This is a genomic window from Pedobacter glucosidilyticus DSM 23534 (genome assembly GCF_000425145.1).
Classification (GTDB): Bacteria; Bacteroidota; Bacteroidia; order Sphingobacteriales; family Sphingobacteriaceae; genus Pseudopedobacter; species Pseudopedobacter glucosidilyticus.
The window spans coordinates 26,011-41,217 of sequence record NZ_AULF01000009.1; the positions used below are offsets into that span (position 1 = coordinate 26,011).

General features: G+C 34.7%; 14 protein-coding genes and 1 tRNA gene. 12 read left to right on the forward strand and 3 right to left on the reverse strand.

Annotated features, from left to right (window positions below):
• Positions 1 to 30: 30 nt before the first annotated feature.
• The gene (locus H510_RS0102650; protein ID WP_026902896.1) at positions 31 to 1,332 is read right to left on the reverse strand and encodes a 4Fe-4S dicluster domain-containing protein; all 1,302 of its coding nucleotides are present in this window, start codon (positions 1,330 to 1,332) and stop codon (positions 31 to 33) included.
• Positions 1,333 to 1,804: 472 nt separating this feature from the next.
• Between H510_RS0102650 and H510_RS0102660 the strand changes: the two genes are divergently transcribed.
• The 4 genes from H510_RS0102660 to H510_RS0102675 all read left to right on the forward strand — a co-directional run bounded on the left by H510_RS0102660 (position 1,805) and on the right by H510_RS0102675 (position 5,887).
• Positions 1,805 to 1,880, forward strand: a tRNA-Phe gene (locus tag H510_RS0102660).
• Positions 1,881 to 2,011: 131 nt separating this feature from the next.
• Positions 2,012 to 3,061: a tetraacyldisaccharide 4'-kinase gene (gene lpxK, locus H510_RS0102665; protein ID WP_026902897.1), complete on the forward strand. Its 1,050-nt coding sequence runs from the start codon at positions 2,012 to 2,014 to the stop codon at positions 3,059 to 3,061.
• Positions 3,042 to 3,857 carry a purine-nucleoside phosphorylase gene (locus tag H510_RS0102670; RefSeq protein WP_026902898.1) on the forward strand — a complete coding sequence of 272 codons (816 nt, stop codon included), beginning with the start codon at positions 3,042 to 3,044 and terminating at the stop codon, positions 3,855 to 3,857. Before lpxK ends, H510_RS0102670 begins: the two co-directional genes overlap by 20 nt.
• Positions 3,857 to 5,887, forward strand: coding sequence for a putative porin (locus H510_RS0102675; RefSeq protein ID WP_026902899.1), 2,031 nt, complete (start codon positions 3,857 to 3,859; stop codon positions 5,885 to 5,887). The genes H510_RS0102670 and H510_RS0102675 overlap by 1 nt, the downstream gene beginning before the upstream one ends.
• Here H510_RS0102675 and H510_RS0102680 read toward each other — a convergent pair.
• A complete protein-coding gene (locus H510_RS0102680) occupies positions 5,884 to 7,140 on the reverse strand; it encodes a hypothetical protein (RefSeq protein ID WP_026902900.1) in 1,257 nt (418 codons plus the stop codon). The genes H510_RS0102675 and H510_RS0102680 overlap by 4 nt on opposite strands.
• A gap of 83 nt (positions 7,141 to 7,223) precedes the next feature.
• On the opposite strand from H510_RS0102680, the gene H510_RS0102685 reads away from it, so the two are divergent.
• The 3 genes from H510_RS0102685 to H510_RS0102695 all read left to right on the forward strand — a co-directional run bounded on the left by H510_RS0102685 (position 7,224) and on the right by H510_RS0102695 (position 9,625).
• A complete protein-coding gene (locus H510_RS0102685; RefSeq protein WP_026902901.1) occupies positions 7,224 to 7,685 on the forward strand; it encodes a peptidylprolyl isomerase in 462 nt (153 codons plus the stop codon).
• A gap of 20 nt (positions 7,686 to 7,705) precedes the next feature.
• Positions 7,706 to 8,230 (forward strand): DUF5606 family protein, encoded by a 525-nt coding sequence (locus H510_RS0102690; RefSeq protein ID WP_026902902.1) that lies wholly within the window; start codon positions 7,706 to 7,708, stop codon positions 8,228 to 8,230.
• Between the two features lie 342 nt (positions 8,231 to 8,572).
• On the forward strand, positions 8,573 to 9,625 hold the full coding sequence (locus H510_RS0102695; protein WP_036691700.1) for an MraY family glycosyltransferase: 1,053 nt from the start codon (positions 8,573 to 8,575) through the stop codon (positions 9,623 to 9,625).
• Position 9,626: 1 nt separating this feature from the next.
• Here the strand turns inward: H510_RS0102695 and H510_RS0102700 are convergent, their stop codons facing one another.
• Positions 9,627 to 10,592, reverse strand: a complete 966-nt coding sequence (locus tag H510_RS0102700) for a zinc dependent phospholipase C family protein (protein ID WP_026902904.1) — start codon at positions 10,590 to 10,592, stop codon at positions 9,627 to 9,629.
• 276 nt (positions 10,593 to 10,868) lie between these two features.
• Here H510_RS0102700 and rpsT point away from each other — a divergent pair, with 276 nt between their 5' ends.
• From rpsT to H510_RS0102725, 5 genes are all read left to right on the forward strand, one after another.
• Entirely contained in the window at positions 10,869 to 11,120 is a 252-nt protein-coding gene (rpsT, locus tag H510_RS0102705) for a 30S ribosomal protein S20 (protein WP_026902905.1), read from the forward strand.
• A gap of 94 nt (positions 11,121 to 11,214) precedes the next feature.
• Complete coding sequence (radC, locus tag H510_RS0102710) at positions 11,215 to 11,916, forward strand: RadC family protein (RefSeq protein WP_026902906.1); 702 nt, start codon at positions 11,215 to 11,217, stop codon at positions 11,914 to 11,916.
• Positions 11,917 to 12,012: 96 nt separating this feature from the next.
• Positions 12,013 to 14,409, forward strand: a complete 2,397-nt coding sequence (gene pheT / locus H510_RS0102715) for a phenylalanine--tRNA ligase subunit beta (protein WP_026902907.1) — start codon at positions 12,013 to 12,015, stop codon at positions 14,407 to 14,409.
• Between the two features lie 63 nt (positions 14,410 to 14,472).
• Entirely contained in the window at positions 14,473 to 14,763 is a 291-nt protein-coding gene (locus tag H510_RS0102720) for a phenylalanyl-tRNA synthetase subunit beta (RefSeq protein WP_026902908.1), read from the forward strand.
• A 22-nt stretch (positions 14,764 to 14,785) separates the two neighbouring features.
• Complete coding sequence (locus tag H510_RS0102725; RefSeq protein WP_026902909.1) at positions 14,786 to 15,082, forward strand: cell division protein ZapA; 297 nt, start codon at positions 14,786 to 14,788, stop codon at positions 15,080 to 15,082.
• Positions 15,083 to 15,207: the final 125 nt, after the last annotated feature.

Genomic DNA, 15,207 nt, shown 5'->3' on the forward strand with positions numbered 1-15,207 from the left:
TTTCTTCTCTTTATCTTTTTGTCTTAAAATTTAATCCTCTTTATTTGCCCAATTAAATCTATCCGCAGGCGAATATTTCCAAGGAGCACCATTATTCTCGATGTTAGAGAACATCGCGTTTAAGCTCCCCGTTACATTAGATTCTTCCATTACTGCATAACGTCTTAAATCTAAAATGATAGAAAGCGGGTCTATATTTACCGGGCAAGCTTCTACGCAAGCGTTACAAGTGGTACAAGCCCAAATTTCCTCTCTGCTGATATAGTCATCCAATAAACTTTTACCATCGTTATAATCTTTACCATGCTTATCTATATTTCTGCCAATCTCTTCCATTCTGTCTCGAGTATCCATCATGATTTTTCTTGGAGATAAAAGTTTACCTGTTATATTAGCCGGACAAGAAGAAGTACATCTACCACACTCTGTACAGGTATAAGCATTCATCAATTGCACCCAGTTTAAGTCTTGTACATCCTTAGCTCCAAACTTATTATTAGCATCTAAAGCAGGAGGTGTATAAGATGGATTTAACATAGCTTTTACCTCATGAGATACGGTTTCCATATTGTTAAATTCACCTTTTGGAGTAAGTTTAGCATACCATGTATTAGGAAATGCTAAAATGATATGGAAGTGTTTAGAAAATGGTAAGTAGTTTAAGAAGGCTAATATGCCTAATATATGGAACCACCAACAAAAACGTTCGATTAGGATTAGGGTATTGACTTCTGTAGGCAATAAAGGTGAAATAAACTGCGACACCGGGAAGCTGCCTGCAAGGGCGTAGTGACCAGCACCTGCTTGCTGTAATTTATAATCTGCTGCATTCATGGTTAAAAAAGCAGACATCAATAAAACCTCAATCACTAAAATATAAATAGCATCTGATTTTGGCCAGGCAGTCATTTCCACACCACTGAAACGTTTAAGCTGTAACACCAGCCTTCTCGCCAAGAAAACAAATACACCCAGAAGAACTAATAAGGCTAAGATTTCAAAGGAAGCTATTAAAAAGTTATAGAAACTCCCTAAAAAAGAAAACACACGGTGTGTACCAAAAATACCATCAATTACAATTTCTAAAACTTCTATATTGATGATGATGAAACCCACATAAACCAAAATGTGCATGATGCCCGCCACAGGTCTCGCAGTCATTTTACTTTGCCCAAGTGCTACCTTAAACATGTTTTTCCAACGCTCTGGTTGATGGTCTGTACGGTCTATAGGTTTACCCAAATTAATATTCCTGATAATTTTCTTAATGCTAATGGTAAAAGCTGCAATGGCTACCATAAGTGCTAAAATGAAAATAATTTGTGCCAGCATAGTGTTTAAATTGATGATAGAGCTAATATAAAGATTAAATTTAAAAAAACTATGCAAGCATAGTAATTTTCTTCTTAATCCTAATCATTAAGGTATGAAATGTTTTTATTATCAATAATAATACCTGAACAATTATTTTACAGGGCTTTTGTAACAAAGCTTTCATCAGCCTCGTCTTAGTATACAAACATTAAATTTATGGAAGAACAACTATTAGAAGAAGCTTTACAGCTGATGCTTGCCGGAGAGCAAGAAGATGATTCTATATTGAGCGAAGTATTAGCCATAGTACAAAAACTTTTAGCATAACAGGGTCATGATTTTTAAGTACGAAAGAATATTGATTTTCTTTTATGAAGCTTTAATACGGTGACTTAAAGAAGTTTAGTAATTATTTGAAAATATTATTTGTATTTTATCAAAAAGAGGCTACATTTGCAATCCCGAAACGAAGCAACGTTTCCACCAAGATGGTACGGTAGCTCAGTCGGTAGAGCAATGGACTGAAAATCCATGTGTCGCCGGTTCGATCCCGGCCCATACCACCAGAAACCCTTTCGAGTTTATCTTGAAAGGGTTTCTTGCTTTAATAGTTATCTTTGTTAGCATTTGGATTTTTATTTTCATCTTTAAAAGATATAACGCTTAGGTTTTCTAATTTTGTTCCTTAAGAAATAGCATGGCCACATTCCGTTTATTACTTTTTCCATTCTCGCTGATTTACGGAATCATTGTTTGGCTGCGTAACAAATTTTACGATTGGAATTGGTTGAGCAGCACTTCTTTTAAATTACCGCTTATTGTTATTGGCAATTTAGAAGTTGGTGGGGTTGGCAAAACACCTTTAACAGAATATATCATCAGACTATTAAAGTCTGATTTTAAAATGGCAACTTTAAGTAGAGGTTACGGACGCAAAACTAAAGGCTTTAGGCTGGTAGAAGAAAATGAAAACGCATCCTTAAATGGCGATGAACCTCAACAATTAAAAAATAAATTTCCTGACATTACAGTTGCAGTTTGTGAAGACAGGGTTTTTGGCGTGGAAAAACTTGAAAATGTACATGAGCTTATTGTTTTAGATGATGCCTATCAGCATAGGGCTTTAAAAGCCGGGATGAACATCTTATTGTTTGATTATCATCGCTTAAAGCATTTTAAATTATTGTTGCCTGCTGGAAATTATAGGGAATCTTTTGCAGGTAAAAGTAGGGCTCAAATGATCGTGATTACCAAATGCCCCTTAGATTTATCCGAGACTGAGAAAAATAAAATCAAGGAGTCTTTTTCTTTAACTCATTATCAAAAAATCTTTTTTTCTTCCCTAGCTTACAGCAAGCAATTAAAAAAAATTGATACTGGAGAAAGTTTAGCTTTAGAAGAAATAGCAGCTGATACACCCATTTTATTGCTCACAGGTATAGCTAGGCCGGCATTATTACGAAAAGAAGTAGAAAAGTATAGTTCGCATATTATTCATCATAATTATCCAGATCATCATCATTTCAGCCGAAAAAATATGCTTAAACTTGTAGCAGATTTTGAAAAATGTGGTACAGGAGCATTAATTATCACAACAGAAAAGGATGCCGTACGTTTAAAATCTCAGTCTGATAAAGAGCTATTAGCCAGACTACCTATTTACGAATGGCCCATTGAGGTTGTTTTTAAACATGATGAATTGATTTTTAAAGAAGAAATTTTAAAATATGTTAAAGCAGTTAAATGATTCTGTAGAATTTATAAAGAAAAGAATAGGTGATTTTGAGCCAGAAATAGGTATTATTTTAGGCACAGGCTTAGGCGGTTTGGTGAAAGATATTGAGATAGAACATCAATTATCTTATGCGCATATTCCTCATTTTCCTATTTCTACTTTAGAGTTTCACTCTGGTAAATTGATATTTGGAACTTTATCAGGTAAAAAAGTAGTAGCCATGCAAGGGCGCTTGCATTATTATGAAGGCTATAATATGAAACAAATTACTTTTCCGGTGAGGGTTTTAAAACTATTAGGGATTAAAACTTTGTTTGTTTCTAATGCAAGTGGGGCTTTAAATCCGGCTTTTAAGAAAGGCGATTTGATGATAATTGAAGACCATATTAACTTACAGCCAGAAAATCCGCTAACAGGTACAAATTTTGATGAGTTGGGTCCGAGATTTCCAGATATGAGCGAGCCCTACAAAAAGCATTTGATAGAAAAGGCTTTGGCTATTGCTGCAAAAGAACAGATTACTTGCCATAAAGGTGTTTACGCTTCTGTAACAGGTCCAAATTTAGAAACCAGAGCAGAATATAAGTATTTAAGAATTATTGGTGCTGATGCTGTTGGGATGAGTACTGTACCCGAAGTTATTGTTGCCAACCACATGGGTTTACCTGTATTTGCCATTTCTGTGTTAACAGATGAAGGTTTCCCTGAAACCTTACAACCTGTGTCGGTAGCGGAAATTATCAAAACAGCCACGGAAGCAGAACCACACATGACCAATATCTTAAAACAGTTAATTTTATTGGTGTAATGTTAAAAAAGCTGTTCCTTTTCATCTTACTGGCTATTGGATATGTTTCTGTAATAGCACAGGTACGCCAAATGCCACGTACCATTGGAACGGGTAATACCAGGTTTAATGATCCGAACCAAAATCAGCCAAATGGACAACAGCCTGTGCAACCTAAAGAAGAAATAAGTGTTGATTCTTTAAGAAAGCAGTTAGAAACTAAGAAGGACTCTATCATTTACACAGCAAAATTTATAAAAGTTACAAAAGAAGAGTTTTTAAGAGATAGCGCCAGGTTATTTCCTTTAGACACCAGTACCACTAATTTTCATAGGTTTAACCCTTTGTATGACCCTAAAAGCCCAACCATGAATACCGGAGCTATGGGTATGGCGTACAGGCCCATGTTGTTTGAGCCCTTAAAAAATATAGGATTTGATTTAGGCTATCATTTTTTTGATAGGTATTTAACCAAGCCAGAGGACATTATATATTACCAAGCAAGGTCTCAGTTTACAGAAATGTATATGGTATCAACCACACTGGGGGTAAATGCCGAGCAAGTTTTCCATGTGATTCACAGCCAAAATATAAAACCTAATTGGAATGTAGGCGCAAAATATGCTACCAACCGTACAGAAGGCTATTATTTTGGGCAAACGGCTAATAATTTAAATGCTTCTTTATGGACTTGGTACGAGTCTAAAAATAAACGTTATACACTTTTGGCAAATGCTATTTTTAATACGATTAAAAGTGACGAGAATGGTTCCATTAGAAATGATTCTATTTTTACTGTACCTACCATAGTACAGCCCGAGTTTGAAGCTACCCGTTTAGATGGAGCGCAACACAACTGGAGATATAATACCATCAACATCAAACAGTTCTATAATATAGGTAAACAAAGATTTGCCTCGGCAGATAGTACATCGGCTTTGCCAACACAAAGGGTGAGCTATAATTTTACCTATAACAGGCAGAAATATTTTTTCAGAAATACAGGGATTGACACTACTGGCGTATTAAATAACTATTATATTTTCAGAGATTCCACTTCTGATTCTACCTTGGTAAATCATCTTAAAAACGAATTTGCTTATAGTTTTTATTTAAGAGGGAAAAAGCTTTCTTTTTTGAAGAACGAGTTGAAGTTGGATGTTGGCTTAGTACAAGATTTTTATGACTATAAGCAGGTTAATTATCAATCTCAATTCCAAAACTTAAGCTTAAAAGGAACTTTAAATTACAGCTTTAGCGATAAAGCTAGCTTAAAAGTAGACTTACAGCAGATTTTCCAAGGCAGAAATATTGGTGATTTCTTATATCAAGCGCAATCAGAAATAAAGCTAAGCAATTCTGTTGGTAGATTAGTCTTGGGGGCTTACTCTCAAAACCAAAGTCCGGCGATTATTTACGAACGTTGGTTTTCTAATCACCACCGTTGGAATTTGAATTTTGATAATCAAAAAACACAAAACTTATCTTTTGCTTATGTAAACCCAAAGTTTCATTTTCAGGCTAAAGCCGAGTATTTTTTAGTGTCTAATCATCTTTACTTTTCATCAGAAAATAATATCATAGAGCCTAAACAATTAGGTAGTAATGTCAATTTATTGAAACTTAGCGTAGGTAAAGATTTTAAGTTTGGGAAGTTTACTTTCGAGAATTATCTGGTTTACCAGAAAACAGATTTTGAGCAAATTTTAAGAACACCAGAAGTATATACCTTCCATAGTATATACATGCACCAAGATTTTTTTAAGGTTTTAAAAACCGAGTTTGGTTTTGATGTACGTTACTTTAGCGAATATACCGCACCTTCTTATGCACCAGCTATTGGGCAGTTTTATAATGGCGAGGCAGTAAGGTTTAATACCTGGCCTGTTGCTGATGCTTGGATAAGAACCAATTGGAAAAGAGCCAACTTATTTTTAAGATATAATTATGTAAACCAAGGGCTTTTCTCTAACGGATATTATACGGTAAACAGGTATCCTATGCCTTACGCTGCTGCGCAATTTGGCATAAAGTGGAATTTCTACGATTAGGTTTTTTGTTTTTTCTTTTTAGCTGCCGGGAAAAGGATGTTGTTAAGGATAAGTCTGTAACCGGGCGAGTTCGGATAAAGATTTAAATCTGTTGGCGGATCGCCCACAATATGCTGATAATCTTCTGGATCATGGCCACCATAGAAAGTCCATTGCCCTTTTCCAAACTGCCCATGAATGTATCTGGCTTCATTTGCAGCTTTTAATTCGCCCATCACCAATACATCAGGTTTTATGGTTTTGTTATTAAAGGCAGTAGTTTGTCCCATAAAACCTTTGATAACTTTTTCGTGGTTCTGGGTCAGCATGGCTGGTACAACATCCCATTTTGCCGAAAAGTCAAATAGCGTAAAGAAATCTCTTGTTCTTTCTATATTTCTAAAACTGGTAGCATCAATATTTGAAAACTCATAATTAGACGGGTTTAAATCCAAAAGGAAATTCTGAAAAGCGAAAGTATTATTGAAATTTAGCTTTTGCTGGGCTTGAGGGTCGGCTGGGTCACCATCAAACATGCTTTCGCAAATATCTGTTCCGGCCGCAGCCAAAGCGATATCAAAACTATCTGTACCAGAACACATAGCAAAGAGGAAACCGCCTCCGCTACAAAAGTCTCTAATTTTTGAAGCTACAGCCAGTTTCATCTGAGACACTTTTGTAAAGCCCATCTTTTTGGCGGTACTTTCTTGCTGTTGCACATCATCTCTGTACCAAGAAGCCATCCGGTAATTGGCCCAAAATCTTCCATACTGCCCCGTAAAATCTTCGTGGTGTAAGTGAAGCCAATCATATTCTAGAAGTTTGCCATTTAAAACCTCTTCATCATAAATAATATCGTAGGGAATCTCCGCATAAGTTAAAACCATGGTTACAGCATCGTCCCAAGGAAGCTTACTTTTAGGAGTATAAACAGCTATTTTTGGAGTTTTTTCAAGTTTTACAATATCCATATTAACCTCCGGATTAGAAATTTCCGTAAAAATGGCTGTTACTTTAGCATCGGCAATAACCTCATAACTGATGCTTCTTATTTTAAGCTCTTTTTCAATAGTTGTATTATAGGTTGTTAAAAAGCTCCCGCCTCTATAATTTAATAGCCAGTTTACTTCCTGCTGATTTTTTAAAACCCAATAAGTAAGTCCGTAGGCTTTTAAATGGTTCTTTTGGTCTTCATCCATAGGGATAAGGATAGAAGCTGCAAAGCCCTTAAAAGTGAAAATTAGTAAGAATAAAAGAAGAAAGTTTTTTTTCATTTCTCTAAAATTACGCATATAGAATGAAAACGATTAGTGGAGGCTAAAAATTTTATTAATTTTGCATTCTTAAAACCAAGAATATGAGTAAAGCAATCATTAAAACCGAAAAAGGAGATATGACTGTAGCCTTCTATGATGAAGACGCACCCAATACAGTAGCCAACTTTAAAAAATTAGCGAAAGAAGGATTTTATAATGGCGTAACTTTTCATCGTGTAATTCCTGATTTTGTAGTGCAGGGTGGCTGTCCTTTTTCTAAAGACGCTGCAACATCATACAAAGCTGGTAGTGGTGGTCCGGGTTATCATATAGACTGCGAGTTAACTGGCGGCAACCAATATCACGAGCGTGGAGTATTATCTATGGCGCATGCAGGAAGAAATACAGGTGGTTCTCAGTTTTTTATCTGCCACAGTCGTAACAACACAGCTCATTTAGACCGTAACCATACTTGTTTTGGGAAAGTTATAGAAAATGTAGATGTGGTTGATGATATCAGACAAGGAGATAAAATTTTAAGTATAGAAATAGTAGAAGATTAATTAGAGCTTCAACAAAAGATATGAATTTAACAGGCTTAGTAGCTGTTTCGGGTAAACCGGGCTTATACAAATTAATAGGGCAAAACAAATCGGGTTTTATTTTAGAAAGCTTAGATGCTCAAAAATCTAAATTAGTTGTAAATATGTCTACAGCTAAACTAGCATCTTTAGAGGATATTACCATTTATGGTGATGACGAGGATTTAAGGTTAAAAGATGTTTTTGAGGCCATGAAAGCTTTTAAAGGTGTTGTTCCAGAAGCTAAAGCTGATGGCAAAGACCTTAGAAAATTCTTTTTTGAAGTGGCGCCTAACCATGATGAAACCAGAGTTTACGCTTCTGATATCAAAAAAATTGTATCCTGGTATCATATTTTAAAAGATCTTCCAATTTTTTCTGAAGAAGAGCAAGTAGCTACAGAAACACAGGAAATAGAAGCCGTAACAGAAGAAAAACCTAAAGCGGCAAAAGTTAAAGAAGCTAAACCTAAGGCAGAAAAAACTACCAAAGCACCTGCCAAGAAAGCTACAAAGAAAGAAGCATAAGTATAAATCGTAAAATACAAAGCCTTTAAGATTTTCTTAAGGGCTTTTTTATATTTGATAAATTTCTAAGATGAGCTGCTATCTTATTATGTCTACAAATTATAGGAGGCATCAGCTATCTTGTTATTGGTTATTACGTTTAAAAGCTTTATGCCTAAATTCTTTTGTTGTTTAACAAGAGGGCAGCCTTAAATTATGGATGAGTTAGACGAGAGCTTTCCCCTGTAAAACCTTTAAGGAAATTGAAATAAATTATAATATTAGCTATCTTTAAAAAGGCTAAGCAAAATTCGCATTTTGATATTTGATAATTATAACCTTTACTACCTCGGTATTATTTTGATGTCGGGATTCGTAAGTCTTACGGCACTTCCTTCTATCATGTTTATAGCAAGGGAGCGTAAATTATATGATGATTTTCATCAAGAGCGTAAAACACATCAATCTGGTATATCCAGATTAGGAGGAGTTGGTATTTTTTGTAGTTTCACCATCATATCACTACTTTTTGCAAGGTACGATAGCGTTTTGCCTACTAATATTTTATTAACAGCCTGTATCATGCTATTTGCCGTAGGTTTAAAAGATGATTTGGCAGGGGCAGGGCCGGGTACAAAATTTTTCATTCAGTTTTTAGCATCAGCAATACTCGTTTTTTTAGGAGATGTTCGTTTAACCAGCATGTATGGTGTTTTTGGAATATCAGAGATAAGTTTCCTGTCTAGCATAGTACTTTCTATCACCACCATTATGTTTATGATAAACGCCTTTAATCTTATTGATGGGATAGATGGCTTAGCAGGCACCTTAGGTCTTATCGTTAATTTAACATTCGGGATCATGTTTTTGCACATGGGACAGGGCGAAATAGCCACATTGGCCTTTAGTATGGTTGGTGCATTAGCAGGCTTCCTGTATTATAATTATACACCTTCAAAAATATTTATGGGTGATACAGGAAGTTTATTAATAGGTTTAATTTCAGTAGTGTTAGGAATTAAGTTTATAGAGCTAAATAAATTTGGAAGTACAGAAGTTACACCCGTTTTTATCTCGGCACCAGCTACTGCAGTAGCCGTACTGATTATACCTTTATTTGATACTTTTAGAGTGTTTACACTAAGAGTTATAAAAAAGAAATCTCCTTTTAAAGCTGATAGAAATCATATCCACCATCGTATACTAGCTTTAGGCTTTACCCATTTACAAGCTACTTTTGTAATTGTATTAACCAATTTGTTTTTTATTTACTTGGTTTTGGTATTGAAAGAATGGGGCAATTTTGTACTCATTTTTGTTTTTTTTGGTTTGTGTATACTCATCAATTGGATTACCACAGTTTTATTAAGAATCAAGTTCAGGAAAGATTTTAAATTAAGTTATTTCTGGGAATAATTTAATTTTCAGGTCTTCCTAGGGCTTTCCCCTTTTGATAAAGCTGCTCTTCCTTTTCCACCAATTGTTTTTCTTCCAGTGATTGGTCTTTCCTAATTAAATTTTTCATGTCAGGTTGCCCTGCATCTACCCAGGCCGAATACCAAAAGCTGCCAACCGAAAGAATAGATTTTCTCATTTGCCTTTCTACCATCCCATCTAAAGCCTTATGATAAGCTTCCGAGTATTCTGCAGAATATTCTCTAATTACCTTATTATTTCGCTCGCTATAACTGTATTTTCTATCAGAGGGAAAGCTTTTACTCAATTGCTTCTCAAATAAAAGAGTAGAGTCTAACATGGTATAGGTATTTTCTACAATTTTCCAGGCTTCGTTTAAAGGATTATCTATATATTTTGCTCTTCCAACAAAGTAATCATATCGGTCTGCAAATAATTCGGGTAGTCTACTTTCCCAAAAACCATGTATACCTATTTGGCCTGTCAGTTGCCCATTATAATTTTCAGTAGTATGCAAAGGTACATGAGCATCTGCTATATAATGCCCAATATCGGCAGAGTGACGTAGAATTTGTACCGAGTCGCGGTCTTTAAATGCTTTAACCAGCCTGTAGTACACACGTTCTATATGCCAAGGTACAATACCATAAGCTTTTAAAGTATCTTCAGAATACTTTTTAACAGCATCATTCCATTTCTTAGGGATACTATCAAAAGGAGCTTTTCCATAATGGTCGGCATCTAGGTAATGCCTTGGTGCTTCTAAAGAATCTGCATACCTGCGTTTATCTGGGTCTACCGCATGGTCTGTTATATAGTTGATGTTGCTCTTATAAAAGCTAATGAGATCTTTTGGTAAGGTAAAAACAGCAAGCCTGTTTATCCTTTTATGCGCAAAAAATCCCCAAGAACAAAGTAAAATTACCAGTGGTAAAAGAATGATGAGTAGTTTTTTAGTATTCTTCATAATCAAATGTAAGGCTTGTATATTTATTTAAATAAGTTATTGTTTAAAATTTTTGTAAAGCTTATTTTTTTATGGCTTACACATTCAGGTGCTAAGGCTATTTTGTGTTAAATGCTGCTTAATAAAGCATATCATGAATTGGAAGCTCATGCTACTTAATTTTTAAGGTTTAAATACATGTAAAAAAAATAGCATAACACTTTGTATTTTAATTTTTTCAATCTATATTTGCATCCCCAATAGGGAAAGATATTAATAAGGAATAAAAAGCTTAAGATGGCAAATCATAAATCGGCATTAAAAAGAATCAGATCAAACGCGGCGAAGCGTTTACGTAACAGATACCAAGCTAAAACTACTAGAACTTTTATCAAAAGATTACGTAGTGCAGTTTCTAAAGACGAAGCTCTAGCATTATTACCTAAAGTAACTTCAATGTTAGATCGTTTGGCTAAAAAGAACGTAATTCATAAAAATAAAGCAGCTAACAATAAGTCAAGATTGACAAAATTTGTTAACTCCTTATAAGATATAGATATTCCTTTTATCTAAAAAAGCTGATTTTTTAATTAAAATCAGCTTTTTTTATTTGTGTTTACATAGGTTTTTGTATTTTTAATTAATGAAATCAACCTATGAACAAAAAATGCCTATTACTACCTGGGCAGAAGAAGACCGTCCACGTGAAAAATTATTAGCTCAAGGCAGAAGAGTTTTATCAGATGCTGAGCTTATTGCCATCTTAATTGGTTCAGGCAGTAGGTCAGAATCAGCCGTAGATTTAAGTAAAAGAATACTAAATACTTATCAAAATAATCTAGATGCTTTAGGTAAGCTAAGTGTTCAAGAATTATCTAAATTTAAAGGAATTGGAGAAGCTAAAGCCATTTCTATCATAGCAGCCCTAGAACTAGGCCGGAGAAGAAAAGAAGCAGATGTGCCAGAACTTACCAGTATTTATACGCCATCAGACATATTTAATGTATTAGAATCTTATTTTGCAGATTTAATGCATGAAGAGTTTTGGATTATTTTACTCAATAAAAGGAATGCTATTTTAAATAAAATTTTAATATCTAAAGGTGGTTTGGCAGGTACTGTGGCAGACCCTAAAATCATCTTCAAAGCAGCATTAGAACATCATGCTGCTAGTATCATATTAGCTCATAATCATCCTTCCGGAAATTTAAAACCTAGTTCGGCAGATATCAGGCTTACCAAAAAAATTGTAGATGCAGGTGCTTTGTTAGATATATCCATTTTAGACCATGTTATTTTTTGTGATAAAAAATTTTTTAGTTTTTCTGATGCAGGCATGATATAAGCGTTTTTAATTAAACTTAATGATGGGCACTTTGCTAATATTTTCATCATTAAGCTTTCTTTTCCTATTTTTGCGCTTTCGCGAAAATACAAATACATGAAGATATCCTACAGCTGGTTAAAACAATTCCTAGATACAGATTTAAAACCCGAAGAAATTTCAGCCATACTCACTTCCATAGGTTTAGAGGTTGAAAGTTTAGAGCGTGTACAAGCAGTACCCGGTGGTTTAGAAGGTTTGGTTATAGGTTACGTAAAAGAGCGTTCCCAGCATCCTAATGCTGATAGATTAAGCATCACTAAAGTTGATGTTGGTACCAATGAAGATTTACAAATTGTTTGTGGTGCACCAAATGTAGCAGCCGGCCAAAAAGTAGTGGTTGCAACGGTGGGTTGTACTGTACATCCAACAAGTGGCGAGCCTTTTAAAATAAACAAATCTAAAATAAGAGGCGAAGTATCTGAAGGGATGATTTGTGCCGAAGACGAAATTGGTTTAGGAAAATCACATGATGGCATCATGGTTTTGCCAGAAGATGCGCCAATTGGTAAAGAGGCAAAAGAGTTTTTTAATCTACAGGATGATTTTCTTTTTGAAATAGGCTTAACACCAAACCGGGCAGATGCTGCTTCTCATTTAGGCGTTGCTCGTGATATTGCAGCTTACCTAAAAATTGATATTAAAAAACCTGTTGTTGACAGTTTCAAAGTGGCAGAAGAAACATCAGCTATAGAAGTTGTTATAGAAGATGCAGTTGCAGCACCCAGATATTCTGGTTTAACCATTAGTGGAATAGAAGTTAAAGAATCTCCAGATTGGCTAAAAGAGAAATTAGCTGTGATAGGCCTAAGAGCAATAAACAATATTGTAGACGTTACCAATTATGTTTTGCATGATTTAGGGCAGCCTTTACATGCTTTTGATGCGGATGAAATCAAGGGAAATAAAGTCATTGTGAAAAAATGTGCAGAAGCTACTTCATTTAAAACCTTAGATGAGGTAGAGCGTAAGCTTTCTGCTGATGATTTAATGATTTGTAATGCCCAAGAGCCTATGTGTATTGCCGGAGTTTTTGGTGGCATAACATCAGGTGTAAAAGCTACAACAAAAAATATATTCTTAGAGAGTGCCTATTTTAACCCCGTAAGTGTAAGAAAAACAGCTAAAAGACATGGTTTAAAAACCGATTCTTCTTTCCGTTTTGAGCGTGGTACTGATCCAGAAATTACGGTTTACGCTTTAAAAAGAGCCGCTTTGTTGATACAGGAAGTTGCTGGGGGTACTATTTCATCTCCAATATTTGATCATTATCCGCAGCCAAACCCTTATTTTGAGGTTGATTTAAGCTTAGATAGGGTAAATAAAATTATTGGACAGGTAATTCCTGATGAGGAAATCATCAGCATCATTAAATCTTTAAGTATTACAGTTGTTAAAGCCGAGAACAGGTTACTTCAATTACAAGTGCCTAGCTATAAGGTTGATGTAACCAGAGAAATTGATGTGATAGAAGAGGTGCTGAGAATTTATGGTTACGATAATATCGATATACCTGGCAAAGTTAATGCTTCTTTAAACTATTCATCTAAACCTGATAAGGAAGCGGTACAACATACCATTGCCGATTTATTATCCTCAAATGGATATTTCGAGATTTTATCTAACTCTTTAACAAAGAAGAGTTTCACTTTGGATGAGGAAAAAGCTGTAAATATCTTAAACCCGCTTAGCTCTGATTTGGATGTGATGCGACAGTCTTTGTTGTACTCTGGCTTAGAGGCTATTGCATACAACAGCAATAGAAAACAAGCAGATTTAAAGTTTTACGAGTTTGGAAAGACTTATTTTTTAAAGGAAGAGAAATATCAGGAAAATAATTGCTTGGCTATTTTTGTAACCGGTAAAACACCTGCTAACTGGCAAAATGCAGCTAAAGAATATAGCTTCTATCAAATTAAAGCCACAGTTGATGCTATCATTCAAAAGTTAAATGTTGCTAATCTGATATCTGAAGATTTAAAAGATAGCGAGTTTGCTTACGGCATCACCTACAAAAGAGGACAAAAAACTTTAGTGAGGTTTGGCGCAGTAGAAAATGCAGCTTTAAAAAAGGCAGATGTTGATAAAGCCGTTTTTGCAGCCATCTTCAATTGGGATTTAATTTTTACCATCATCAGAAATAATAAAATCACTTATCAAGAGATTTCTAAATTCCCTGCGGTGAAAAGAGATTTATCGATGCTGCTAAATGCTGATATTAGTTTTGAGCAATTGAAGAAGATAGCTCTTAAAACAGATAAGAAATTGTTGAAAGCGGTTGATGTTTTTGATGTTTATCAAGGAGACAAACTTCCGGAAGGAAAAAAATCTTATGCTTTAAGTTTTGTTTTGCAAGACGAAGAACAAACCCTTACGGATAAACAAATAGATGCGGTGATGCAGAAATTAATTGTTAATTTCGAAAAAGAAATAGGCGCAGAAATTAGAAAGTAAATTTCCATATTTTGTATTCCCTATTTTAACTTTTGAATTTTTAGTTTAGAATTTTAAAATATTATGTCTGTAATAGCTCAAAAATTAGATCAGGTTCTGGACCGCACCCAAAAACTGGTAGAGTTAGCAAAGGCTTTACAGGAGCATAATGACCTTTTAAATCTTGAAAATCAATCGCTTCAAGTAGCATTAAATACCAGCGAAACCAAGCGAAAAGAGCTAGAAGAAAAGCTTAGAGTTTTAAAGTTAGCGAAGAGTTTAGAGGGTACAAGTGAAAAAACACTTGACATCAAGAAAAAAATTAACGAATTTGTGCGGGAAATAGATAAATGTATTGTATTGCTGAAGAAGTAATACAGTAGTGAACCTAAGCTCAATGGGAGAGATCTCCATAAAAATAAATATTGCTGACCGTGTTTATCCTTTAAAGATAAACGTGGAGGAAGAGGAAGTTGTGAGGCGAGCTGCTAAATTAATAAATGACCGCATAAAAGAATTTCAAGAAAATTATGCAGTTAAAGATAAACAAGATTTGCTCTCTATGTGTGTGTTGTATTATGCAACCGCAACCATAAAGGCCGAGAAAAATGCCAGTAATGAAGATACAGAGGTGGCAGAGAAAGTTTATCATTTAGATAGTTTATTGAACGATTTTTTCGCTAAACAAAAGTAATAGCGTTCTTTATATAAGAGTTTTAAAATTTAACCGCAGTTAAATTTTAGGTTTCACTATTAAAAACTTAACACTTCGATATTTTGAAGGTAAGTATAGATAATGCCGATTTTTTGCCATCAGCA